This window comes from Amycolatopsis orientalis DSM 43388 (genome assembly GCF_000411975.1).
In the GTDB taxonomy this organism is placed as follows: domain Bacteria; phylum Actinomycetota; class Actinomycetes; order Mycobacteriales; family Pseudonocardiaceae; genus Amycolatopsis; species Amycolatopsis orientalis_D.
This window is the reverse complement of the sequence record NZ_ASXG01000040.1, coordinates 70851-93723: the sequence shown is the minus strand read 5'-3', so window position 1 is coordinate 93723 and position 22873 is coordinate 70851. Positions and strand designations below refer to the sequence as shown.

Annotated in this window: 20 protein-coding genes; 10 read left to right on the top strand and 10 right to left on the bottom strand. The window is 70.9% G+C overall.

The window, feature by feature from the left end; translation table 11 throughout:
* Positions 1–10 precede the first annotated feature (10 nt).
* The gene (locus tag L942_RS07460) at positions 11–985 is read left to right on the top strand and encodes an NADPH:quinone oxidoreductase family protein (protein ID WP_037356746.1); all 975 of its coding nucleotides are present in this window, start codon (positions 11–13) and stop codon (positions 983–985) included.
* Between the two features lie 174 nt (positions 986–1159).
* Here the strand turns inward: L942_RS07460 and L942_RS07455 are convergent, their stop codons facing one another.
* Complete coding sequence (locus L942_RS07455) at positions 1160–4195, bottom strand: BTAD domain-containing putative transcriptional regulator (protein WP_051165779.1); 3036 nt, start codon at positions 4193–4195, stop codon at positions 1160–1162.
* Between the two features lie 79 nt (positions 4196–4274).
* Here L942_RS07455 and L942_RS07450 point away from each other — a divergent pair, with 79 nt between their 5' ends.
* Positions 4275–5453: an MFS transporter gene (locus tag L942_RS07450; RefSeq protein ID WP_037356744.1), complete on the top strand. Its 1179-nt coding sequence runs from the start codon at positions 4275–4277 to the stop codon at positions 5451–5453.
* Positions 5454–5740: 287 nt separating this feature from the next.
* On the opposite strand, the gene L942_RS07445 is transcribed toward L942_RS07450, so the two are convergent.
* The 4 genes from L942_RS07445 to L942_RS07430 are packed head-to-tail and all read right to left on the bottom strand — an operon-like array spanning position 5741 to position 9544.
* A complete protein-coding gene (locus L942_RS07445) occupies positions 5741–6238 on the bottom strand; it encodes a GNAT family N-acetyltransferase (protein ID WP_051165778.1) in 498 nt (165 codons plus the stop codon).
* Complete coding sequence (locus L942_RS07440) at positions 6235–7329, bottom strand: LLM class flavin-dependent oxidoreductase (protein WP_037356742.1); 1095 nt, start codon at positions 7327–7329, stop codon at positions 6235–6237. Before L942_RS07440 ends, L942_RS07445 begins: the two co-directional genes overlap by 4 nt.
* On the bottom strand, positions 7326–8582 hold the full coding sequence (locus tag L942_RS07435; protein WP_037356739.1) for an LLM class flavin-dependent oxidoreductase: 1257 nt from the start codon (positions 8580–8582) through the stop codon (positions 7326–7328). The genes L942_RS07440 and L942_RS07435 overlap by 4 nt, the downstream gene beginning before the upstream one ends.
* On the bottom strand, positions 8579–9544 hold the full coding sequence (locus L942_RS07430; RefSeq protein WP_037356738.1) for an LLM class flavin-dependent oxidoreductase: 966 nt from the start codon (positions 9542–9544) through the stop codon (positions 8579–8581). The genes L942_RS07435 and L942_RS07430 overlap by 4 nt, the downstream gene beginning before the upstream one ends.
* A 179-nt stretch (positions 9545–9723) precedes the next feature.
* Between L942_RS07430 and L942_RS45845 the strand changes: the two genes are divergently transcribed.
* Entirely contained in the window at positions 9724–9855 is a 132-nt protein-coding gene (locus L942_RS45845; RefSeq protein ID WP_268745716.1) for a hypothetical protein, read from the top strand.
* Positions 9852–10931, top strand: coding sequence for a YeiH family protein (locus L942_RS07425; RefSeq protein WP_037356736.1), 1080 nt, complete (start codon positions 9852–9854; stop codon positions 10929–10931). The genes L942_RS45845 and L942_RS07425 overlap by 4 nt, the downstream gene beginning before the upstream one ends.
* Positions 10932–10985: 54 nt before the next feature.
* Here the strand turns inward: L942_RS07425 and L942_RS07420 are convergent, their stop codons facing one another.
* Positions 10986–12347 (bottom strand): aspartate aminotransferase family protein, encoded by a 1362-nt coding sequence (locus tag L942_RS07420; RefSeq protein WP_037356734.1) that lies wholly within the window; start codon positions 12345–12347, stop codon positions 10986–10988.
* Positions 12348–13617: 1270 nt separating this feature from the next.
* On the opposite strand from L942_RS07420, the gene L942_RS07415 reads away from it, so the two are divergent.
* The gene (locus L942_RS07415; protein ID WP_037356732.1) at positions 13618–14328 is read left to right on the top strand and encodes a LysM peptidoglycan-binding domain-containing protein; all 711 of its coding nucleotides are present in this window, start codon (positions 13618–13620) and stop codon (positions 14326–14328) included.
* A gap of 380 nt (positions 14329–14708) precedes the next feature.
* Here L942_RS07415 and L942_RS07410 read toward each other — a convergent pair whose 3' ends face one another.
* The gene (locus L942_RS07410; RefSeq protein WP_037356730.1) at positions 14709–15521 is read right to left on the bottom strand and encodes a helix-turn-helix transcriptional regulator; all 813 of its coding nucleotides are present in this window, start codon (positions 15519–15521) and stop codon (positions 14709–14711) included.
* 78 nt (positions 15522–15599) lie between these two features.
* Between L942_RS07410 and L942_RS07405 the strand changes: the two genes are divergently transcribed.
* From L942_RS07405 to L942_RS07390, 5 genes are all read left to right on the top strand, one after another.
* Positions 15600–16337, top strand: a complete 738-nt coding sequence (locus L942_RS07405; protein ID WP_037356728.1) for an SDR family NAD(P)-dependent oxidoreductase — start codon at positions 15600–15602, stop codon at positions 16335–16337.
* 26 nt (positions 16338–16363) lie between these two features.
* Positions 16364–17104, top strand: coding sequence for an SDR family NAD(P)-dependent oxidoreductase (locus L942_RS07400; protein ID WP_037356726.1), 741 nt, complete (start codon positions 16364–16366; stop codon positions 17102–17104).
* 97 nt (positions 17105–17201) lie between these two features.
* On the top strand, positions 17202–18149 hold the full coding sequence (locus tag L942_RS07395; protein WP_235078941.1) for a cation diffusion facilitator family transporter: 948 nt from the start codon (positions 17202–17204) through the stop codon (positions 18147–18149).
* Between the two features lie 23 nt (positions 18150–18172).
* Positions 18173–18331 carry a hypothetical protein gene (locus L942_RS44165; RefSeq protein WP_158684436.1) on the top strand — a complete coding sequence of 53 codons (159 nt, stop codon included), beginning with the start codon at positions 18173–18175 and terminating at the stop codon, positions 18329–18331.
* A gap of 169 nt (positions 18332–18500) precedes the next feature.
* Positions 18501–19688, top strand: a complete 1188-nt coding sequence (locus tag L942_RS07390) for a L,D-transpeptidase (protein WP_037356722.1) — start codon at positions 18501–18503, stop codon at positions 19686–19688.
* Positions 19689–19736: 48 nt separating this feature from the next.
* On the opposite strand, the gene sbnA is transcribed toward L942_RS07390, so the two are convergent.
* From sbnA to L942_RS07375, 3 genes are read right to left on the bottom strand one after another with little or no spacing between them, the layout of a single operon-like run.
* The gene (gene sbnA / locus L942_RS07385) at positions 19737–20711 is read right to left on the bottom strand and encodes a 2,3-diaminopropionate biosynthesis protein SbnA (protein WP_037356720.1); all 975 of its coding nucleotides are present in this window, start codon (positions 20709–20711) and stop codon (positions 19737–19739) included.
* 41 nt (positions 20712–20752) lie between these two features.
* The gene (gene sbnB / locus L942_RS07380) at positions 20753–21820 is read right to left on the bottom strand and encodes a 2,3-diaminopropionate biosynthesis protein SbnB (protein WP_037356718.1); all 1068 of its coding nucleotides are present in this window, start codon (positions 21818–21820) and stop codon (positions 20753–20755) included.
* On the bottom strand, positions 21817–22824 hold the full coding sequence (locus L942_RS07375; protein WP_037356801.1) for a TauD/TfdA family dioxygenase: 1008 nt from the start codon (positions 22822–22824) through the stop codon (positions 21817–21819). Before L942_RS07375 ends, sbnB begins: the two co-directional genes overlap by 4 nt.
* Between the last annotated feature and the right edge of the window lie 49 nt (positions 22825–22873).

The following is a 22873-nucleotide window of genomic DNA, read 5'->3' as shown; positions in this document are numbered from 1 at the left end:
GGAGAAACGCATGAAAGCCGTACACATCAAGGATCTCGAAGGCCCGTCGACCGTTTCCGTGGTCGAAGCCGAGGCGCCCGCGCGGGCCGACGACCAGGTGCTGATCGACGTGCACGCGGCCGGAGTGGCCTTTCCGGACCTGCTGCAGACGCGCGGGCTGTACCAGGTGAAGCCGGAGCTGCCGTTCATCCCGGGCGCGGAGGTCGCCGGGGTCGTGGCGGAGGCTCCGGCCGGCGCGGCGGTCAAGGCCGGCGACCGGGTCGCGGCGCTGCCGTTCCTGGGCGGGTTCGCCGAGCAGGTCGCGTGCGCGGCCGACGCGGTGTTCCCGATCCCGGACGACCTGGGTTTCGACCAGGCGGCGGCGATCCCGTTCAACTACCTGACGGCGCATTTCGCGCTGTGCCGCCGCGGCCGGATGGCGGCCGGGGAAACCGTGCTGGTGCACGGCGCGGCCGGCGGAGTCGGGACAGCGGTCATCCAGGTCGCGAAGGCGTTCGGCGCGGGCAAGGTGCTCGGCGTGGTGTCGACGCCGGAGAAGGGCGAGGCAGCGGTCGCGGCCGGGGCGGACGAGTATGTGCTGGCGGACGGCTTCAAGGACGCGGTGAAGGCGGCGACCGGCGGCCGCGGCGTCGACGTGATCGCGGACGTCGTCGGCGGCGACCGGTTCACCGATTCGCTGCGCTGCCTGGCCGCGGACGGGCGGATGCTGGTCATCGGGTTCACCGGCGGGTCGATCCCCGAGGTGAAGGTGAACCGGTTGCTGCTGAACAACTTGGACGTCGTCGGCGTCGGGTGGGGCGCGTACGCGCTGCCGCGGCCGGGGTATCTGCAGGGCCAGTGGGACGAACTGCTGCCGAAACTGGCCGAGGGCGCGATCGTGCCGCCGTTGGGCGGGAGCTACCCGCTGGCGGAGGTGCGGGACGCGTTGGAGGCGATCGAGAACCGGAAGGCGGTGGGGAAGCTCATCCTCGCGGTGCGTCCATAGTGGACGGCTGGGCGGCGAGGCCCTGGAGGTCGTCGAGCGTGGCTTCGGTGCCGAACGCCGGAATATGCAGTGCTTTCACCGGGATTCGCTCCAGTCCGGCCGCCGGGGTGCGGCCCCGCGAGGGTGCGGCGTCCGGGGACGGGGAGCCAGGCGGCGGCTGTCCTGGTGCCGGCGTCACCACGAAGCGAACATCGCGACCGCGGCCTCGACCGGCAACCGCGTTCCGTGCTCGAATTCCGCGGCGAAGGCGGAATCGCCGAGGGCAGACCGGGCGGCTGCGGTGATCCGGTCGACGTCGCCGCGCTCGGCAGGCGGGAGGGGCGCGCCGACACTGCGTCGCGCCGCGTCGGCCGCACCGAGCAGCAACGCCGCGGTTTCCGGAACCGCGGTGCCCGCCAAACCTTCCAACGACAGCGCGAAAGCCCGCGGCTCGTCGAGCAACCGCGCGTATTCCAGGCCTTGCAGGTGGTACTTCTTCGCCTGCACCACATCGCCCCGGAGTTCGGCGATGAAACCGAGTTCCGCGTATAGCAAATGGTCGCCTGCCGTGGAGGAAAAACCGCGGTAGTCGTCGCGGATTCGGGTCAGATGACGTTCCGCGGCGTCGAGGTCGCCGGAGCGGCGCGCACCCAGTGCCAGGCCCATTTCGGCGTGGATCCGGCCGTAGGTGTAGCCGTGGTCGGCGGCGATGCGGAGGGCTTGCTCGTGCAGGTCGCGGGCTCGTTGCCAGTCGCGTTCGAGCAACGCCAGCCGGCCCAGGCCGGACAGCCTCGCGGACACTTCGGCTTGCCAGTCCAGTTCGCGCGCGATGGCGAGTCCTTCGTGCTGGCGGCGCGCGGCTTCGGCGTAGTCGCCCTTGATTTCGGCGAGCGCGGCCAGCGGCGGGATGGTCTGCATCTCGCCCCACCGGTCGCCGAGGCGGCGGAAGATCGCCGCGCTGCGCTGGCCGTCCCGGCCGAGTCCGGCGAGATCGCCGCGGACCAGGCTGAGCATCGCGCGCAGGCCGAGTGCCGCGGCGACGCCCCACTCGTCGTCCTCGGCGGTCGCCAGGGCGAGGGCGCGTTCGTTCATTTCCTGGCTGGCCGCGAGATCGCCGGCGCTGAACAGGCTGTAGGCGCGCAGCCATCGCGCACGCACGCTTTCCGGGGAATCCGGCGGCGCTGGCTCTCCGGTCAGCAGGGCGAAGGATCCATTGAGGACAGTGAGTTCCGGATCCGGCCCGGCGACCCGGGAAACGGCCGACAGCATCCGGCGGCCTTCGGTGAGCCTGCCGCGCAGCAGCCACCACCACGACAGCGCCGTCGCGAGCCGCACCGCGTCGGCGGGCGAATGGCGGACCGCCTCGTCGAGCGCCGCGCGCAGGTTGCCCGCTTCGCTGTCCAATCGGGTCAGCCAGGCCCGTTGGTCGGTGCCGTGCAAGTGTGCGCTCTCGGCGAGTTCCAGGTAATGCCGCAGGTGCCGGCTGCGGGTGGCCGCGGGGTCCGCCAATCGTTCGAGGGCATACGCGGCAACCGATTCCAGCAGCCGGTACCGCACCCCGGCCGACCCGTGCGTGACGGCCACCAGCGACCGATCGACCAGCCGCGGCACGAGATCGACCACGTCACCCGCACCCGCGCAGACGGCTTCGGCGGCGGCGAGATCGAAACTGTCGCGGTGGACGGCCAGTCTGCTGAGGACAGTCCGCTCCGGTTCGCTGAGCAGCTCCCAGCTCCAGTCGAGCACCGCGCGCAAGGTCTGTTGCCGCGCCGGCGCACCGCGCGAACCGCGGTTCAGGACGGCGAACCGGTCGTTGAGCCGGGCGGCCAGCTCCCGCACACCCAACCCGCGCACGCGGGTGGCGGCTAGTTCCAGCGCGAGCGGAAGACCGTCGAGGCGACGGCAGATCTCGGCGATCGTGTCGGCGTCGCCGGCGAAATCCGGGGCGGCGGCGGTGGCGCGCTCAGTGAACAGCCGCACGGCTTCGGCGGGTGGAAGCGGCTCGACGGCGAACACGGTCTCGCCCGGCAGTCCCAGCGGTTCTTGGCTGGTGGCGAGAACGCGCAGGTGCCGGGTGGTGCGGAGCAGGGTTTCGACGAGTTCGGCGGCGGCTTCGACGACGTGCTCGCAGTTGTCCAGGACGAGCAGCGTCCGCCGGTCGCGCAGTGCGGCGGCGAGCCGGTGGACCGGGGAGGCGGAGTCGGCCGAGTCGCGGATCCCGAGCACGGCGGCGACCGTCTCGGCGAGGTCGGCGGCCGAGCCGCGGGCGGAGGCGAGTTCGACCAGCCACGCGCCGTCCGGTAGCCCGCCTCGTGAGTGTTCAAGCCGGTTAGAACCGGAATCAGCACTCACGAGCCCCGCCGCGGCCACCGCCAGCCGTGACTTGCCGACTCCGCCCGGACCGGTCAGCGTGATCAGCCTCGCCGACAGTCCGGCCAGCCGGGCGAGCGCGTCTTCCCGGCCGATCAACGGCGTCAGCGGGCGGGGGAGGTTGCCGCGCGGTTCGGCAGCGAGCCCGGGGTCCTGGCGGAGCAGCGATTCGTACAGCGCGCGCAGCTCCGGGCTCGGGTCGACGCCCAGTTCCTCGGCGAGCCGCGTGCGGAGATCGGTATAGGAGGCGAGGGCTTCGCTTTGCCGTCCGCGCAGGTACAGCGCGCGCATCTGCGCCGCTCGCAAGCCTTCCCGGAGCGGATGCCGCGCGATGACGTCCGCCAGCTCGTCCGCGGGGGAGTAGTCGCCCGCGTCGACCTGGGCTTTCGCCCGTTCCTCGATAGCGGCCAGACGCAGCTCGGACCACCGGTGCGCGGCCGGCCGGGCGAACTCCTCGTCGGCGAAGTCGGCGAACGCCTCTCCTCGCCAGAGGTTCAGGGCTTCGGCGAAACGGGCGGCGCGGGCTCGGGGGTCCGTCGTCGCGCGCGCCTGGGTGACGAGGTCGCGGAACTGGGCGGCGTCGGAGTCCTCGACGCGCAGCCGGTAGCCTGCGGGCTGCCGCTCGACGCCGTCTCGTCCCACGATCCGGCGCAGCTGTGACACCTTGGCCTGCAACGCGCCCGCCGGCTTGCCGGGCGGGTGCTCGCCCCACAGGTCGTGGACGAGCCGGTCCGGGCTGACCGGCCCGCCGTCGTGGGCCAGGAGGCTGGCCAGCAGGGCACGCACTTTCACTTCGGGCACGGTAATCGGCGCGCCGGTGTCGTCCCACACCGCGAGCGGGCCGAGCACCCCGAACCGCATGCGTCGCTCCTGTCGCGTCATCAGGCTACCGTCAGCCGATCGTAAGCATTCCCGAAGCGCCGGTCCGCACTGTGGGCGCATGAGCAACACCTCAGTCGCCGTCCCGCCGACCCAGCGGCTTCCGCTGTTCGCGCTCCTGTCCCTCGCCACCGCGGTGTTCATCACCAGCCTCACCGAGACGCTGCCCGCCGGACTGCTGCCCGCGATGAGCGCTTCGCTGCGCGTCAGCGAATCCGCGACCGGGCAGACCGTCACGGTCTACGCGCTCGGCACCGTCTTGACCGCGATCCCGCTGTCCACGGCCACCGCCGGCTGGCGACGCAAACGGTTGCTCCTGACCTCGATGGCTGGCTTCGCGGCGGCCAATACCGTCACGGCGGTGTCCTCGGTCTACGGCCTGACGATGGTGGCGCGGTTCGTCGCGGGCGTCGCGGCCGGGCTCGCGTGGGCGCTGCTGGCCGGATACGCCCGCCGCCTCGTCGCTCCCGTTCTGCAGGGCCGTGCGATTGCGATCGCCATGGCAGGCATCCCGGTCGCGCTCTGCCTCGGCGTGCCCGCGGGGACCTTCGTCGGCCAGCTCACCGGATGGCGCACCGCGTTCCTCGCCATGACCGTCCTCACGCTCGTGTTGCTGGCCTGGATCGGCGCGGCTGTGCCGGACTTCCCTGGCCAGCGCGGGGAAACGCGCCCGAAAATGCTGCCCGCGCTGCGGATCCCCGGAGTCGCGGCGGTGCTGTTCGTCACGCTGGTGTTCGTGCTGGCGCACACGGTGCTGTACGCCTACCTCGCCACCTTCCTTACCGGCCTCGGCATGGGCGGCCAGACCGACCTGGTCCTGCTGACGTTCGGGCTCGCCTCGATCGCGAGCATCTGGATCGTCGGCGCGCAGATCCACCGGCGGCTGCGGACGTTGATGGTCGTCAGCTCGCTCCTGGTCGCCGTTGCCGCGGCGCTGCTCGCGACCGAACCCGCGCTGGTCTACGCGGCCGCCGCGCTGTGGGGCCTCGGCTGGGGCGGAGTGCCGACCCTGCTGCAAACCGCGGCGGGCGAGGCGGGCGGCGAGTCCGCGGACCCGGTCCAAGCGATGCTCGTGACACTGTGGAACGCCGCGATGGCCGGCGGCGGCGTCGTCGGCGGGGTGCTGCTCGATGCCGCAGGCAGCGGTTCGTTCCCGTGGGCGGTGCTGGCGCTGATGGCACCGGTCTTGGCGGTGGTCCTCCTGGCGCGACGGCACGGCTTCCCGGCGCGGGAAGCTTGACGGCGCACTTGCGGGCGATCCCCGGCCGGGGAGAATCGCTGACCGCAGTTATGGCAGTACACCGCCGCCAAGTCCGGTTTGGACACTGCTTTCCGGCGGTTCCGCTGAACGCGTTCGCGCCCGGCGAAAGCCGTGCCGCTCGCGCTGGTGGCCGTCCTCCGGACCTCACCCGCAAGTCGGCAGAGCGATCGGCTTCCGTTGCCGAGCGCCGTGACGACGGGCGCGCAGACCGCCATCCGGACCGCGGTCGGCGTGGACGCGTTCGCCTTGCTGCGCAACCGAAGCCGCTAAGTCCTCTTCGTCAGGCAAACCGCCCCGCGGATGTGCTTCCCCAGCGGGTTCGCGGGCGGTTCGGTCATCTGGTATCCGGCGCGGCGGTACATCGTCAGGTTCCGCTCGCTGCCCGCACCGGTGTAGAGCACCAGGCTGGAGGCCTCCGGCGGAGCCTGCTGCTCGGCAAAGGCCAGCAGCCACCGGCCGAGGCCCTGCCCCGCGAGATCGGGCGCCACCATCAGACGGCCGATTTCCCAGCGGTCCTCCTCGAGACGGGCGCGCACGGCCGCGACGAGCCGCCCGCCGAGCCGGATCGTCCACGTGCGCGCGGTTTCGATCCAGCCGCGCACGGTGTCCAGGTCCTCGTGCAGGGCGGGGACCTCGAAGGTGTCGTTGGCGATCGCCTCCGGGACCCAGCAGCACCGTTGCAGCACAAGGAGTTCGGCGGCGTCCGAGGGATGGGCTTCGGACAGCTGGGCATCGGCGAGCGGCACGGCGGCGAGGTCGGTCACGTTCCTTGATCTTGCGCGCCACCCGCTGCGTTGTCCACGGAATATCCGTTCGACGGCCAGGGCGGGCCCGGTATCGCGCGGCGCAACGCCGGGGCGACCTCGGCCTGGAACAGCTCCAGCGCCGCGCGGTGTTCCCGCGGCGTCCGGCCGTCGCGGTCGGCGGACAGGTGCGTGACGCGGTGGCCGAACTGTTCGTGGTATCTCAACACCTTCTCGGTGACCTGAGCAGGGCTGCCGATCAGCGCGGAACTGCGTTCGACGAAATCCTCCAGCGTCGGGAAAACCGGTTCCTGTCCGAGCTTGCGCTGCAGGGCCAGCCGGGCCTCGAAGATCGGCCGGTACGTGTCGAGCGCGTCCTGCGACCGGTGCGCCACCTGGAAACCGGCCGTGCCCGCGCCGACCACAGCCTCGGCGGGGGCGTGGCCGTGGAAGGCCCAGCGCTCCCGGTAGTGCCGGATCAGCTCGGCGTACGGTTCGATCGGGTTGTTGACGTTCGCGGAGAACAGCGGATCCCCGTGTTTCGCGGCCAGTTCGACGGATTCGCGGCTGGTGGCGCTGCCGTGCCAGATCCGGATCGGCTGCTGCAGCGGCCGCGGCCACACCTCCGCGGCGGTGAGCGGCGGACGGAACCGGCCGGACCACGTGACCCGGTCCGCCTGCCACAGTTTCCGGAACAGTTCGTAGCCCTCGGCGTTGCGGTCCCACTGGTCCTCGGGGGCGACGTCGAACAGTTCGCGCTGGGCGGAGCCGTTGCCCTTGCCGATGATCAGCTCGAGCCGCCCGCCGGAAAGGTTGTCCAGCATCGAATAGTCCTCGAACGCGCGCACCGGGTCGAGCAGGCTGAGCGTCGTCACCGCGGTGAACAGCCGGATCCGGCGCGTGCGGGCGGCGATGTGGCTGAGCACCACCGGCGGGGACGACGACAGGAACGGCCGCTCGTGCCGCTCGCCCACGCCGTAGCCGTCGAAGCCCAGTTCCTCGGCGAGTTCGGCGTTCTCGACGACCTCCCGCAGCCGCGCGTCGGGGGCGGCGAGCTCGCCGGTGCCCGGGTCGGGGGTGTGCGTGATGAGGGTGATCAGCAGGAACTTCACCGCAGCTCCAGGTGTTCGCGCAGGGTCGAGCCGGAGTACTCGGTGCGGTAGACGCCGCGGTCCTGCAGCTCCGGGACCAGCCGGTCGACCACCTCGTCGATCGATCCCGGCACCAGGTGCGGGCTGAGGTTGAATCCGTCCACGACCCGGTCGGCGGCGTACCGGGCCCATTCGTCGGCGACCTGTCCCGGCGTGCCGACGAACGAGTGATGCCGCGGTTGCACCTCCAGCACCAGCTCGTGGATCGACAGGTGCTTCGCCTCGGTGAGTTCGCGCCACTGCCGGATGCGGTCGAGTTTCCCGGTGCGGTGCTCGATCGAGATCGTGCCGCGAGAGGGGTCCAGTTCGCCTTCGACGGGTTCGATGTCCGGCAGCGGTCCGTGCGGGTCGTAGGCCGACAGGTCTTGTCCCCAATACTGTTCGAGGAACGCGATGGCGCGCTGCGGGTTGATCTGCCGCCGCCGGATTTCCTCCGCGCGTTCCGCGGCGTCCGCCGGCGTATCGCCGAGGACCACGGACGCGCCGGGCAGGATGCGCACCGCGTCGGCGGGCCTGCCGTGGCGCGCCAGCCGGGCGCGCAGGTCGGCCGCGTAGGCGGAGGCTTTGTCGTAGGCGGTGTTCGCGGAGAACACCACGTCGGCGTGCTTCGCGGCCAATTCCCGGCCGCCGGGGGAGTCGCCGGCCTGGAACAAAACAGGCCGGCTCGGCGGGACGGTCGGTTCGGCTCGCAGCCGCACCAGATCGGTGTCCGCCTCGACCGGTCCGGCCCACAGCGCTTTCGCGGCTTCGACGAACTGGGTCGCGCGTTCGTAGCGGCGGTCGTGGGCCAGCCAGCCGCCGTGCCGGAAGTTGGCTCCGGTCCAGGCGTTGTCGGTGGTGACGATGTTCCAGCCGGCCCGTCCGCCGGAAACGTAGTCGAGCGAGGCCAGGCGGCGGGCCAGGTCGGCCGGGTAGTTGTAGGTGGTGTTCTGCGTGGCGACCAGCCCGATCTTCGCGGTGGCCCCGGCGAGCGCGCTCAGCTGGGTGATCGCGTCCGGACGGCCGGCTACGTCCAGCGCGTGCACCCGGCCGCGGTTCTCCCGCACCCGCAGGCCCTCGCCGAGGAAGAACGCGTCGAACAGCCCGCGTTCCATCGTGCGGGCCACCGAAACGTAGGTCTCGATCTCGGTGTGCGCGGCGTTCGACGGGTCGTCCCACAGGAATTGCGGTCCGACGCCGGGGTAGAAGACGCCCAGGTGCAGCTGCGCGGTCATGCGTTTCCCTTCGACGACACGGCGAATCGGTTCTCCGGCCGCGGGAGGCCCAGCGTCGTGCGGAGCGTCGCGCCCGGCTCCGGCGGGCGGCGCCGGCCTCGGCGGCGCAGTTCCGGGAGCACTTCTCGGCTCAGCAGCGGCAGATCGGCCGCGCCGGGGTGCAGGCGCACGCCGTCGAGGTCGAGGTCCGCCAGCAACGCGACCAGACCGGCGGGGGAGCCGGTGTAGCGGGTGCGGCCGTTCGTTGCCGGGGCGGCGGAGCCGAAGCGGACTTCCAGTTCGCCGAATACCAGCGGACCGCCGGAGGGCCGGGACCGCTGGAGGTCTTCGGTGAGCACGATGTCCGGCCGGACGGCGTCGGCGAACTCTTCCGCGGCCAGCACGACGAGGCTGCCCTGCGGCGGCCGAGGGGTGATCAGCGGGCCTTTGACGGAGAAGGTCTTCCCGGTGAAGTCCACGTGGTGGACCTTGTCCGGGTCCAGGTAGCGGCCGGTAGCGAGGTCTTTGACGACCGCGTCGTCCTCCCACGAATCCCACAGCCGCCGCACCGTTTCGACGACGTCGGCCACCTCTTGGCGGAGATCGTCCGGCTCCGCGCGGCCGACCGTCGCGAGCGCTTCGGGAGCGGCGGCGGTGCCGACGATCCAGGCGGCCCGGCCGTGCGTCGCGTGATCGAGGCTGGCCAGCTGGGCGGCCAGGTGGAACGGTTCCGCGGTGAGCACGTGCGACGTCGGCGCCAGGCCGATGCGGGACGTCAGCGTGGCGGAATAGGCCGCGCGGACCGTTGCGTCGATGCGGAATCCGCTGACGGGCGGGACGGGTGCGTCGTCGAAGGTCGCGAACGTGTACCCGGCTCGCTCAGCATCGGCGACGGCGTCCGCCAAGGCGCGCGGACCGGCTTCCGGACGTGTTCCGGCGCTGTCGAGTTCGACGGCGAGATGCAGGGTTTTCGATGAACTCATGCGGGCTTTGCCCCCTCGCTTCGGTTGTGCCAGAGGTATCCGGAATCCGGGGCGCGCCGCACCGCCGCTCAGGATGTGGGCGGCCGCGCGGTGTTGTTCCGCCGCTGTCCACAAAGGACGATTCTCAGCTGGTGGACGCAGGGGAACGACGTGGCGGACCCGCCTACAGTCCTGCGGTCATGAGTTCAGATGCGAAGCCGCGAGGCGCTGCGCGGATCAGCGCCGACTGGGCCGCGGTGCTGGTCGCGGCCGTGCTGGTGGCGTTGGCCGCGTTCGGCGTGCTGCCGACGATCCCGTTCCTCGTCAAATGACCGCCGCGCTGGCGGGCCGCCGCGCGGTGCCCGCGGTCGGGAGATATCTGCCGGGGCTGGTGCTGCTCGCCGCGGTCGGCGTGGTGGGAACACTGGCGCAGAACGGGGTCCGCAGTCTCGGCCACGCGACCGGGACCGCGCTGCCGGACATCGAGTACGTGCTGTGGGCGATCGTCCTCGGACTGGTCATCCGCAACACGATCGGCATCCCCGCGCTGTTCCGGCCCGGGGTCGGAACCTACGAGTTCTGGCTGAAGACCGGCATCGTCCTGCTCGGCGCCCGGTTCGTGCTCGGCGACCTCGCCAAGCTCGGCGGGTTCAGCCTGGGCTTGATTCTCGTCGACATGGCCGTGGCGACCACGGTGATTCTGCTGGTGGGCAAGGCTTTCGGGCTGGGGGGCAAGCTGTCGTCGCTGCTGGCGATCGGCACCTCGATCTGCGGTGTGTCGGCCATCATCGCCGGCCGCGGCTCCATCGACGCCGACGACGAGGACTCCGGATACGCCATCGCCGCGATCCTCGCGCTGGGCGCGGTCGCGCTGTTCACCTTCCCGGCGATCGGCCACGCGCTGAACCTGACCGACACCGAATTCGGGCTCTGGGCGGGACTCGCGGTGGACAACACCGCCGAGACGACCGCGACCGGCGCGGCGTACTCCCCGCACGCACAGGACGTCGCCGTCGCGGTGAAAAGCACCCGGAACGCGTTGATCGGGCTGGTCGTCCTCGGTTACGCGGCGTACTGGTCGACGCGCGGCGGCAAGGCGGTCGGCGGCGGCTTGAAGGGCCGCGCGGGCTTCGTGTGGCGCACGTTCCCGAAGTTCGTCCTCGGGTTAGTCGCGGTGTCCGCGCTGGCGACCGCGCACGTGTTCACCAAGGCGGAGGTCGCCGATCTCGGGAACCTGTCGAAGTGGGCGTTCCTGCTGTGCTTCGCCGGGGTCGGCCTGAACTTCGACCTGCGCCAGATGGCGCGCAGCGGGCTGCGTCCGCTGCTCGTGGCGGCGCTCGGGCTGGTCGTGGTGGCGGTGTGCTCGCTGGGGCTGGTGCTGGTGTCCTCGCAGTGGTTCAGCTTCTAGCCCGCAGCGAAGACCGCGCCGCCGCCAGACCCCGGGCGGCGGCGCGGTCCGCGGTTAGCGCGCCGCCCGGGTAGCGGTGTCGAGCGCGGCCAGCAGGATCCCGGCCGCGGTCCGCACGACGTCCGCGGCGACGTTCAGCGGCGGCAGCAACCGGACGACGCTGTCGCCGCGTCCGCCCAGTTCGACGATGAGCCCGCGACGCAACGCGTGGTTCTGCACCGCCAGCGCGAGTTCCGGCGCCGGTGCTCCGGTGCGCGGGTCGGCCAGTTCGATGCCCCACATCAAGCCGGTGCCGCGCACGTCCGTCACCCACGGATGACTGGCGAGCGGGGAGAGCAGCTGCTCGAACTGGTCTCCGCGTTCGACGACGTTGTCCAGCAAGCCGTCGCGGTTGACGACCTCGATCGCCCGTGCGCCCGCGGCGAAGGCGAGCTGATTGCCGCGGAACGCGCCGAGGCGCGGGGGAGGGACCCAGTCGTCGAGGCGTTCGTCGTAGATGATCAGCGAGACCGGCGAGCCGATTCCGCTGAGGGCTTGGGACGCGACGATCACGTCGGGCTCGATGCCGTAGCGCTCGAAGGCGAACCAGGTCCCGGTCCGGCCGCAGCCGGTCCGCAGTTCGTCGACGATCAGCGGGATGTCCAGCTCGCGGGTCAGCTCGCGCACCCGGTGCACGAAGTCCGCCCGCGCCGGGACAACGCCGCCCTCGCCCTGCACCAGTTCGAGCACCACCGCGCCGGGCAGCGGGTGGTCGGCGTCGAGGTCGTGCAGCGAGCGTTCGAGCAGGTCCGGGCAGGTCGCCGCGCAGGCGTCCGGATCGGGCCCGGCCGGGCAGCGCGGGCACGAGGAATACGGCGGATACCGCACGGCCGGCAGGGCGCCCGCGCCGGGCCGCGGCCCGGACAGTCCCAGCGCGGCGTGCGCGCCCCGGTGGAACCGGCCCTGGAACGACACGACGCCGCCGCGTCCGGTCGCGGTCTTGCACAGCTTGAGCGCGGCTTCGACCGCGGTCGTCCCGGCCGGCCCGCAGAAGTGCAGTTTCATCCTCGGGCGCAGGGCCTCGGGCAGCATCGCGAGCTGGGCCTCGGAGAACTCGTCCTTGGCCGGCGTCGCGAAGTCGAGCGCGTGGGTCAGCTTGCCCAGCTGCGCGGTCATGGCGGCGACCAGTTCGGGATGGTTGTGGCCGAGGGAAAGCACGCCCTCGCCGGCGAGGAAATCGACGAAGACGTTGCCGTCGGCGTCGCGCACGAAACTGCCCGAGCCGTCGGTGATCGCGATCGGCAGCCGCCGCGGGCCGCCGCGGGAGTTCGGTTCCCGCCGGTCCTGCCGGGCGAGGTACTCGGCCGAGCGCGGGCCGGGCAGATCGCAGCGGACGGCGGGGCCGGTGAGCGGTGCGGGATGCTCGAGGGCGGTCATCTGGCCTGTTCTCCCCTGGCAGTGGTGGTGGCGCGGCCGGACCTGGCCGCCGGGGCCCGCCCCGGTGCGCGGCTTCGGAAAGGGCGAACCGTTCCGGCTCGGTGCTCGCGGAGAGCCGCCGGCCGCGCTTCGCCGATAACCGGAGCGGTCGTTCTCGAGGTGTTTGTCCCGGGCGGCGACCCATTTCGGCCCGGGCCCGGGGATGCGTTGTGCTGACGTCGCGCCGCGCGTCCGTCATGCACTCCTCCCTCTTTTTCGCCGGGATTCGCGCACCGCCGGAAACGGACGGCGGCGAGGAAAACGGTTTGCCGCGGGCAGCGACGGGGAGGGCCGCGCTGGAATACCGCGGGCACAGCGTAGCGCAGCCGGTTCCGGCTGACTGGCGCGTCGGGCGGGGCTTCCTTCGGAAAAGGAAGAATCAGGACGGGATCAGGCGAGGCAATGCGCCGGGAGAGTGAAAGCGGCGATTTCGCGGAGTTCGTGGTACTGGGCGGAACGACCGAAACGGCAACGGTGTTCGCGGCGGCGCGAAACGGAACGTGAATATTCACGCGCCGTTTCCGGACGGTGAATCGGGCTCGGCGGACCGCAGGGCGGGGTGTTTTCCGGAGGGTTGCGACCGGGTGCCCGGATATGTCGGATGAGGGAAATGCCGTGGGTTCCGGATCGGTTTGGCCTTTTCGCTGTCCGGGTCCGGTGGCGAGTGCTGTTTCCGCCGGGGACGGCGGTTCCGGCGGGAGGGTGGTTCAGACCACGCTGGTGGTCTGAACCAGTCGTCCGCCGGTTCGGGGTCGGGCGGCGTCCGGGGGGAGCGGTCCTGGTCCGGCGGGGCGCGGCCGGAGTCGGGTGTCGTAGCGCGAGGCGGACGACGTCCACGATGCGGTGTTCATCTCGAACGTCACGTCATCACAGTACGCGATACACCAACTATGAAGACTATGGGAAAATTCCCCATCTACTGTCTCACGGCTGAGGATGAGGAGCAATGGTGCTGAAATTGGCTCAGTTGAGCGGTGATTGATTAACCAAGTGTGTTGCCTGCCGGATGACGCACCGTCGCCTGTCTGCTACGCGCCGAGGCGATCTGTGGTCGATCCCACTGACTCTGTACACCTCGTGTTTCCGTTTCGTAATCTTCTCGCGCTTTCGCGGTGACCTGCGATCTACCCCGAGGATCAGCGACCCGAAGCCGTCGCGTGCCGTCGCGGCTCGTGCCCGGTTCGGGCGCGAGGACGGTGCCGCGGCGAGACAGAGAAGGAGCCCACCCACCGTGGGACGGCACAGCAAACCCAGCAAGACGAAAACCACTCTCCAGCGCACCGGTGCGACCGCGGCCCTCGCGGGCGCCACCCTCGGCGGCATCGGCCTCGCCGGGGCGGGCACGGCCAACGCCTTCCCGGGGCAGGCCGGCATCGTGAAGTGCGAGAGCAGCGGCAACCCGAAGGCGGTCAACAACACCGCGGCGGGCCAGCGCGCGGGCCGCCCGGCCGGCCTGTTCCAGATCGTCACGAAGACGTGGCTGGCCAACGGCGGCGGCCAGTTCGCCCCGACGGCCGACAAGGCCACGCCCGCGCAGCAGCAGATCGTCGCGGACCGGATCTACGCGAAGCAGGGTTCGGCCCCGTGGCAGTGCCGCGGCGGCTCCGGCCCGGCGGCCTACGCGGACTTCGGCGGCGACACCTCCGGCGGCGACAGCTCCGGCGGTTCCGCCGAGGTCGAGGCGGCGGTCGCGAAGCCGAAGGTCGAGGTCAAGGCCGAGGCTCAGGTCAAGTCCGAGGCGCAGGTCAAGTCCGCGCCGAAGCACGCCGCCCCGTCCTCCAACCCGGACGGCAGCTACACCGTCGCGGCCGGCGACACCCTCTCCGGCATCGCGAAGAACCTGAACGTCGACGGCGGATGGCAGCACCTGCAGCAGCTGAACGCGAAGTACATCCCCGACGCCAACCTGATCCTGGTCGGCCAGAAGATCGCCACGAAGTAACCCGCCGAGGCCACGGCCGGGCTCGCGTCGCTTTCCCCCGGGCGACGCGACCCGGCCGGAGGCCGCCGGTGCACGCGCGCGCGAAAGTGCGCTCGGGCACCGCACGCGCGGCCCGGCGGCCGGCGTGCGGGGCGGACGGGCCCGCAATGTGGGAACCCGGACCGGTTCGCGCCGCACGCCCTGCCGCGGGCGGCGGGTGCCTGGGCGCGACGTTCCGCGCTGGCGGAGGTCCTGCTCCGCGGATGGCCGGTTCGTGCGGCAGACCTCGCCGCGCCGGTTGCGGTAGCGAGGTGGCTGGCGGGGTGTTTCGCGGGCCTAGCCGGAAATACTCGGACCAGGCGAGGAAACGCCGCGAAGTCTGGCCGCGCTTGCCGAGCGCCTTACTCGTTGACCCGCAACGGAACGCTCCGCAGCAACGACAGCGCATCGGCGCTGGGGCTGCCCGGTTCAGCCTGATAGACGATCAACTGCTGCCCAGGCGCGCCGCGGACGTCGAAGGCCTGATAGGTCAGTGTCAACGGCCCGACCGCCGGATGCACGAAATGTTTGGGCTCGCGGGTTTTCCCGCGTACCTGATGGTTTTCCCACAGCTTCCGGAACTCCTCGCTGCCCGCGCTGAGTTCCGCTGTCAAGCGCGGCAGGGCCGGATCTCCCGCCGTCGAGCGCAGATTTGCCACGGTGGCCTGCGCGGTCCACTCCCAGCGGGCGAAGAATTCCCGCCCGGCTGGGTCGAGAAATGTCATTCGCGCAAGGTTGTCGGCGCTGCGGAACGGGGAGAACAACGCGTCGGCGAGGGCGTTCGCAGCCAGGAGATCGAGGACGCGGTTGAGCACGAACGCGGGCGCGTGCGGATAACTGTCCATGAGCTGACGCAGTTCCGGGCTCACGCGCTGCGAAACGGCGGACGGCAGGTCCGGCGGAGCGGCGCCAGCCAGGCGGTACAGGTGGTCGCGAGCGTCGGGATCCAGGCCGAGAGCGCGGCTGAGGGCGTCGAGAACCTGCGGTGACGGGCGGGTTTCGCGGCCCTGTTCCAGGCGCGCGTAGTAGTCGACGTTCACTCCGGCGAGCACGGCGACTTCCTCGCGACGCAGTCCCGCGACCTTGCGCCTGCCGGAGTAGTGCACGGCGGCGTCGTCCGGGGAGCGTTGCGCGCGGCGTGCCCGGAGAAAATCGCCCAGTTCCGTACTGCCCATGCGAATCAGGGTAAACGGCGGTTGGGTGGGTGTGGCACGTCCTGTCACCGAGGTCCGTTGCCGCTGAGACTGGTCGGCATGACGAAGGAACTGACGGGAAAGGTCGCCCTGGTCACGGGTGCCGCGCGCGGGGTGGGCGCGGCGACGGTCGCCTGGCTGCGCGAGCACGGAGCACGCGTGCTGGCCACGGACATCCGGCCCGAGGTGGAACGACTCGCCGGCGAAAACGTGGCGGTGCTGGTCGGCGATGTGTCCGAAGAGGACGTCGCGGTGCGGTCGGCGGCCGCGGCGGTCGAGCGGTTCGGCGGGCTCGACATTCTGGTCGCCAACGCGGGTCGTTCGGTGAACAAACCGGTCACCGAAACGACCGCGGCGGACTGGGACGAGCTGATGTCGATCAACGCCCGCGGCGCGTTTCTGCATGCGCGAGAAGCATTTCGGGTGATGCGCGACAACGGCGGGGGAGCGATCGTCACGGTCGGCTCGTTCGCCAGCACAGTGGGAATGGCCGAAGCAGCGGCGTACAGCGCTTCCAAAGGAGCCTTGGCGCAATTGACGAAGGTGCTCGCGCTGGAAGGCGGGCCGCACGGAATTCGCGCGAATGTGGTCGCGCCGGGCGTGATCGAAACCGACCTGCTCGACACTTTCCGCGCCGACAGCCGCGAGTACCTGCGGTCCTTCGGCGACGTCCATCCACTCGGCCGGGTCGCGCAGCCGGAAGAGATCGCCGAGGTGATCGGCTTCCTGGCCTCGCCGCGGTCCGCGTTCGTCACCGGCGCGGTGCTCGCCGCCGACGGCGGTTACACCGCGGCTTGAGTTCTCTCCCAGGAAAGGAATATCCCATGCGGCTCAACGGAAAAGTCGTACTGCTCACCGGAGCGACCGGCGGCATCGGACAAGCGACCGCGGAGTTGTTCGCCCGCGAAGGGGCCAGCCTGGTCGTCACCGACGTCGACCGGGAGGCAGTGGAGAAACTCGCGGCCCGGCTGGAGACCGACGTGCTGGCCGACGTTTTGGACGTGTCCTCGCCGGAAAACTGGCACGAAACCGTCGAACGGACCCGGCAGCGGTTCGGCCGCCTCGAGGTCCTGGTCAATGTCGCGGGAATCGTGGACTGGCCCGGTGTCGAGGAGACCTCGCCGGAAGCCTGGGACCGGGTGATCGCGGTGAACCAGACCGGGACCTGGCTCGGGATGAAGACCGCGATGCCGCTGCTGCGCGCCTCCGGCAACGGTTCGGTCGTCAACACCTCCTCGGTGCTGGGACTGGTCGGCAGCGGCGCGGCGGCCGCGTACCAGGCGTCCAAGGGAGCCGTGCGGCTCCTGACCAAGACCGCCGCCGTCGAATACGCGGAGCGCGGGGTCCGGGTCAATTCGGTGCACCCGGGCGTGATCGCGACGCCGATGATCCAGGACCTGCTCGACGAGCAAGGCGACCAGCAGCCCGACATCGCCCGCACGCCGATGCGCCGCGCGGGCAGCCCCGCCGAGGTCGCGCGGGCGATGCTGTTCCTGGCCAGCGACGAATCCTCGTTCGTCACCGGAACCGAACTGGTCGTGGACGGCGGGCTGACCGCGTACTGACCCGAGCCTGACCGGCGCGGGTGAGGCCGGGTGGACGTGCGCGCCGGGGGTGCGCGACAATCCATGCACGTTTCACTATATGTCAGGACGGTGCGGGGTGAGCGAGCACAACACAGGGCACGGCCACGGCCACGGGGTCGCCGCGGGCGCGGACCGCGCGTGGCTGGTGCGGGCGCTGGTGCTGATCGTCGGGTTCATGGCCGTCGAGCTGGTCGTCGGCGTGCTCGCCGGGTCGCTCGCGCTGATCACCGACGCGGGCCACATGCTGACCGACGCCGCGTCGATCGTGCTCGCCCTGGTCGCGATCCGGCTGGCGGCGCGCCCGGCGAAAGGCGGGTTCACCTACGGGCTCAAGCGCGCGGAAATCCTGTCCGCGCAGGCCAACGGGATCACCTTGCTGCTGCTGACCGCGTGGTTCCTGTACGAGGCGGTGACCCGGCTGATCGCGCCGCCGGAAGTCCAGGGCGCGCTGGTGCTGGCGACGGCCCTGGTCGGGATCGCCGTGAACGTCGCGGCGAGCTGGTGCATCAGCCGGGCGAACCGGTCGAGCCTCAACGTCGAGGGTGCGTTCCAGCACATCCTCAACGACCTCTACGCGTTCATCGCGACCGCGGCGGCCGGCGCGATCGTGTGGTGGACCGGGTTCGCGCGCGCCGACGCGATCGCCGCGCTGGTGGTCGCCGCGCTGATGGCGAAGGCGGGCTGGGGGCTGGTCCGCGAGTCGGGCCGGATCTTCCTGGAGGCCGCGCCCGCGGGGATCGACCCCGAGGCGGTCGGGGAGCAGGTGGCGTCGGTGCCGGAGGTGGTGCAGGTGCACGACCTGCACATCTGGCAGATCACCTCGGGCGAGCCCGCGCTGTCCGCGCACGTGCTGGTGCGGCCCGCCGCCGACTGCCACGCGGTGCGCGCCGGGATCGAGGAGATCATGCGGTCCCGGCACCAGCTCGACCACACGACGCTGCAGGTGGATCACGTGGACGAGGACCGGGCGGAGCATTGCGAGCGGTCGCACGGGCCGACGTACCGGTACACCGGACGGGGCTGAACGGAACCGCCGACCTGGCTGCGATGCGGAACCTCCCCGCCGACGTCGGCGACCCCGAAGGGCGCTGCTGTATTTCGCTCGGTCGGCGTCCGGGCGCGGGAAGCGTCGCGGCGCGGGCTGCGGAAGCGTTCGTGATCGTCGCCGCGACGGTCGGTTGCGGCGGACGGTGGTTGCTGCGTTGAGGATTGCGGGCACCGCCGCCGGTGCGGTGGCGACGGTGTTCGGGCCCGGACACGAGCGGTGCCTCAGCCGCGGGCGCGGCACCGCCGTGACCGGGCTTCTCGCGGACGGCGATTCCTGCCCTGGCTTCGCGCCTGACCGGTATGACTACTATGTCCGGTAGTACGGTGAATGGGGGCAGATCAGGTGCTGGGGAGAAGAACGCAGATCATCGCGGGGATCCTCGCCGGGCTGGCACTGACGGCGGCCTGCACGGCGGCTCCGGACCCCGGCCCCGCGCCCGGCAGCGATCAGAAGACCAGCGCCGCCCCGGCGCCCGCGACCCTCGACCTCGGGCCGAAAGACGGCTCGAACGACGTTGCGCCCGGTGAACCCGTCACCGCGGCGGCCGGAGGCGGCACGCTGAGCGAGGTCACGCTCGCGGCGGCGGACGGCACGGCGGTCCCCGGCGAGATGGATGCCGCGAAGCAGCGCTGGACCAGCAGCAAGCCCCTGGACTACCGCACGAAGTACACGCTCACCGCGCGCTCGGTCGGCGCGGACGGCAACCCGGTGACCCGCACGAGCACCTTCACCACCGCGACCGCGAAGGCACAGGCGTACCCCTCGGTGATCCCGCTCGACGGCGAGACCACCGGCGTCGGCATGCCGATCACGGTCAAGTTCTCCGCGCCGGTCGCGGACAAGGCCGCGGCCGAGAAGATGCTCACCGTCACCTCCGACAAGCCCGCCACCGGGGCCTGGCGCTGGTTCGGCGACGACGAGGTGCACTACCGCACCAAGGAATACTGGCCCGCCTACTCCACGATCACGCTCGACATCAAGATCGCCGGCCGCGCGCTCGGCAACGGGGTGTTCGGCAAGGCCGACCGGAAGATCACTTTCAAGACCGGTCCGTCGATCATCTCGAAGGTGTCCGACCACGAAAAGCAGATGCGGACGTACAAGGACGGCCAGCTCGTCCTGACGTCCCCGGTCAGCCTCGGCAAGCCGTCGGCGCGCAGCGTGTCCGGCACCATGCTGATCATGACCGTGCAGTCGCCGTACACGATGGACTCCAGCACGTACGGGGTGCCCACCGACTCGCCGGGCGGCTACCGCACCACGGTGAAGTACGCGCTGCGGCTCACCAATTCGGGCCAGTTCCTGCACTCCGCGCCGTGGTCGGTCCGGCAGCAGGGCCGCACCAACACCTCGCACGGCTGCCTCAACGTGAGCGTCGAGAACGCGAAGTGGTTCTACGAGAACTCCCATCGCGGAGACGTCGTGGTCGTGACCGACACCGGAGTGGACGTCAAACCCGGCGACGGCTGGACCGACTGGCGCTTCAGCTGGGAGGAATGGCAGAAGAAGGACTGACCCCGCCGAACGGCGCACCGGGGAATGCCGGTGCGCCGCCCGCGCGGATCAGACCGACTGCCGGGTCCGCGGCGAAAGCACGTCCTCGCCGTAGATGCCCTGCAGCCAGTTGGTCTGGTAGATCGTGTCGAGGTAGCGCTCGCCGAGGTCCGGGGCGATGGCCACCGCGGTCAGGCGGTGCGCGTCGTGTTCGGACAGCCACCTGGTGGCCCCGCTGACCACCGTGCCGGTCGAACCGCCGAACAGGAATCCGTTGCGCGCCAGCCGGTGGCACGCCCGGACCGAATCCGGTTCCTCCACCAGAACCACGTCGTCCACACAGGACTCGTCGAGGATCGCCGGGCGCACGCTCGTGCCCAGCCCGGGCAGCATCCGCCTGCCGGCCGGGCCGCCGAAGGTCACCGAGCCGACGCTGTCGATCGCGACGATCCGGACCGGCCGGCGCCACTGCCGGAAGAACCGCGCGCAGCCCATCAGGGTGCCAGTGGTGCCCGCGCCGACGAACAGCACGTCGAGATCCGGGAACGCGGCGGCGATTTCCGGTCCGGTGCGGTGGAAATGCGCTCCCCAGTTGTCCGGGTTGGCGTACTGGTTGAGCCACACGTAGCGGTCGTCGGAGGCGCACAGCGCGCGCACGTGGTCGATGCGCGCCCCGAGGAAACCGCCCTCGGGGGTGGGTTCGGTGATGATGTGCACCTCGTTGCCGAGCGCCTCGATGGCCCGGCGCGTCGCCAGGTTGCAGCGGGAATCGGTGACGCACAGGAACTTGTACCCGCGGCTGGCCGCGATCATGCTCAGCGCGACGCCGAGGTTGCCCGACGACGACTCGACGATGATCGAACCCGGCCGCAGCAGGCCGTCGCGTTCGGCCGCGTCGACCATTTCCGTCGCGGCTTTCAGCTTGATGGAGCCGGCGAAGTTGAATCCCTCGCATTTCAGGTAGAGCGAATAGCCGAAACTCCAGCGGAGGTCGACATACAGCGCCTCCTCGTTGAAAGCTTCGGGAACGGTGATGACTGGCACGGTTTTCTCCTCGTCAGGCAAAGCTCAGTGGCGGACGGCGCTCAGCCATACCGGCGCAGTTCGTGGAAGAAGTCCTCGATGACGTGCAGTCCGCCGGCGTCGGCCACTCTCTCGTGGACGAACGCCCCGACCGCGAGGTCGAGGACGCCGAGCCCGAACGGGGAGAAGATCAACGGCTGGCCGGCGGGCGGGTGCACCCGGCCGGACAGCACGTCGGCCAGCGTGCCGAGCAGGAAATCCCGGTTGCCGGTGCGCTGTTCGACGAGATGCGGCGAGGTGTCGGCCTTGAGGCAGTGGTCCACGTCGTCGACGATGTTCGCCGATGCCAGCAGGACTTCCGGTGCCAGATCGCGCAAGGACACGTGCAGTACCAGTGGATTGTGCGAGAACCACGAGGGATCGTGCACGTGCGGTTCGCCGGCGATCGTCGCGAAGACCACCAGATCGCTGTCGCGGATCAGGCCCTCGGCGGTCTCGTGCACGCTGATTTCGCCGCGGAATCCGGATTGCTCCAGATACCCGCGGAACCCGGCGGCGCTGTCCGGGCGCACGTCGTGCACGTTGATCTTGTCGAATTCCCATCCGGTCCCGGCGAGGAAAGCGTGGATGTAGCGGGCGATCAGGCCGACGCCGAAGAACCCGGCGCGCCGCGGCCGCTCCCGGGTCCGGCTGAGCCAGTCGGCGGCGAGCGCGGCGGACGCGGCCGTCCGGGTCGCGCTGATGATGGAGCTTTCCAGGCAGGCGAAGGGATATCCAGTGGCGAGGTCGTTCAGGATCAGCACCGCCGACGCCCTCGGGATCCCGGCGGCGACGTTGCCCGGGAAGCTGGAGATCCACTTCAGTCCCGCGACGTTCGTCTTCCCGCCGAGGGAGGCGGGCAGGGCGATGATCCGGTCGGCCGGACGGTCGGGGAAGCGCAGGAAATAGGAGGGCGGGTTGACCGAATCGCCGGAGCCGTGCACTCGGTAGGCGGTTTCGACGAGGTCGACGATCTCGCGTTCGCGCCCGGACAGCGCCTGCTGCACCTGCGCGCCGGAGATCACCGCGAACGGCGGGGCGGCCGCCGGTTCGGCGGACGCGGATTCGGCGGCGGAAGCTTGCGTGGTCACTGGATTTCCCCCTCGGAAGCGAGCGAGCAGTCGGAAAGCCGCACCGGGTCGGCCAAGCCGACGAGCACCTCGCGCGGGCCTTCGTAGGCGTCCCGGCTGTGCGCGGTGCGGACGTTGTCGACCAGCAGCAGGTCTCCGGCCTGCCACGGTTCGCGCACGGTGTGCTCCTCGTAGATCTCGTTGAGCAAGTGCACGACGTCCTCGCCGATCGGGTCGCCGTTGCCGAAACGCGTGGTGAACGGAAGCCCGTCGGCCCCGTAGACGTCGACCAGGTATTCGCGCACCTCGGGGGCCATCGTCCACTCGTTGAGGAACGCGATCTGGTTGAACCAGCAGGGCTGCCCGGTGACCGGATGCCCGACGATCGCCCGGCGGCGCTGCCGGGTGCGCAGGCCGCCGTCGGGCTGCCAGGCGAACTCGATCCGGTTGACGCGGCAGTACGCCTCGATCGCCGATCGGTCGTCGGTGCCGAACGCTTCGGCGACCGAAGCCCCGATCTCGTCGTTGAAGCTGCGGGTGAGCAGCCAGCCGTCGCGTTCGAACCGCGCGCGCAGGCCGGCGGGCAGCGAGGCCAGCACGGCGGCGGAATCGCTGACGCCGGTGACGCCGCCGGAGTCCGGCGGGCGGACGCAGGCGAAGAGCAGCAGGCCGGGGAATTCGAGGGTGTAGCTGAGCTCGTGGTGCATGCACATCGGCTGGTTCGGCGGCCATTCCGTCGAGGAATGCACTCCGCCGGGGTAGGCCGTCCGCGGCGCGAAGGCCTCCCGCTCGGTGATCAGCAGGTCGGTCAGCCTTCCGAACACGGCCTCGACCTCGGCCCGTTCGGCGAGCCCGAGACCGCGGACGAGCACCGCGCCGTATTCGGCGACGAGTCTTCGCACCGGCTCCCGGTGCGTGCTCGCCCAGCCCGCCGGGTCGCCGGCCGGCTCGGCCCGCAGCACCGCGGGCAGCCCGGGACGGAAATCCGGCTCGGGCGGGGACGTCTTCGGCAGGGATGTGGACATCGACATCGGGGAATCCTTTCGATTTCCGCGGTTCACGAGGTTCACGGGT

Bases quoted from the DNA above. Each gene is read 5' to 3' on its own strand.
- L942_RS07460 (WP_037356746.1), top strand. From the start codon at position 11: ATGAAAGCCGTACACATCAAGGATCTCGAAGGCCCGTCGACCGTTTCC.
- L942_RS07455 (WP_051165779.1), bottom strand. From the start codon at position 4,195: ATGCGGTTCGGGGTGCTCGGCCCGCTCGCGGTGTGGGACGACACCGGC.
- L942_RS07450 (WP_037356744.1), top strand. From the start codon at position 4,275: ATGAGCAACACCTCAGTCGCCGTCCCGCCGACCCAGCGGCTTCCGCTG.
- L942_RS07435 (WP_037356739.1), bottom strand. From the start codon at position 8,582: ATGACCGCGCAGCTGCACCTGGGCGTCTTCTACCCCGGCGTCGGACCG.
- L942_RS07430 (WP_037356738.1), bottom strand. From the start codon at position 9,544: ATGAGTTCATCGAAAACCCTGCATCTCGCCGTCGAACTCGACAGCGCC.
- L942_RS45845 (WP_268745716.1), top strand. From the start codon at position 9,724: ATGAGTTCAGATGCGAAGCCGCGAGGCGCTGCGCGGATCAGCGCCGAC.
- L942_RS07425 (WP_037356736.1), top strand. From the start codon at position 9,852: ATGACCGCCGCGCTGGCGGGCCGCCGCGCGGTGCCCGCGGTCGGGAGA.
- L942_RS07420 (WP_037356734.1), bottom strand. From the start codon at position 12,347: ATGACCGCCCTCGAGCATCCCGCACCGCTCACCGGCCCCGCCGTCCGC.
- L942_RS07410 (WP_037356730.1), bottom strand. From the start codon at position 15,521: ATGGGCAGTACGGAACTGGGCGATTTTCTCCGGGCACGCCGCGCGCAA.
- L942_RS07405 (WP_037356728.1), top strand. From the start codon at position 15,600: ATGACGAAGGAACTGACGGGAAAGGTCGCCCTGGTCACGGGTGCCGCG.
- L942_RS07400 (WP_037356726.1), top strand. From the start codon at position 16,364: ATGCGGCTCAACGGAAAAGTCGTACTGCTCACCGGAGCGACCGGCGGC.
- L942_RS44165 (WP_158684436.1), top strand. From the start codon at position 18,173: ATGCGGAACCTCCCCGCCGACGTCGGCGACCCCGAAGGGCGCTGCTGT.
- L942_RS07390 (WP_037356722.1), top strand. From the start codon at position 18,501: ATGGGGGCAGATCAGGTGCTGGGGAGAAGAACGCAGATCATCGCGGGG.
- L942_RS07375 (WP_037356801.1), bottom strand. From the start codon at position 22,824: ATGTCCACATCCCTGCCGAAGACGTCCCCGCCCGAGCCGGATTTCCGT.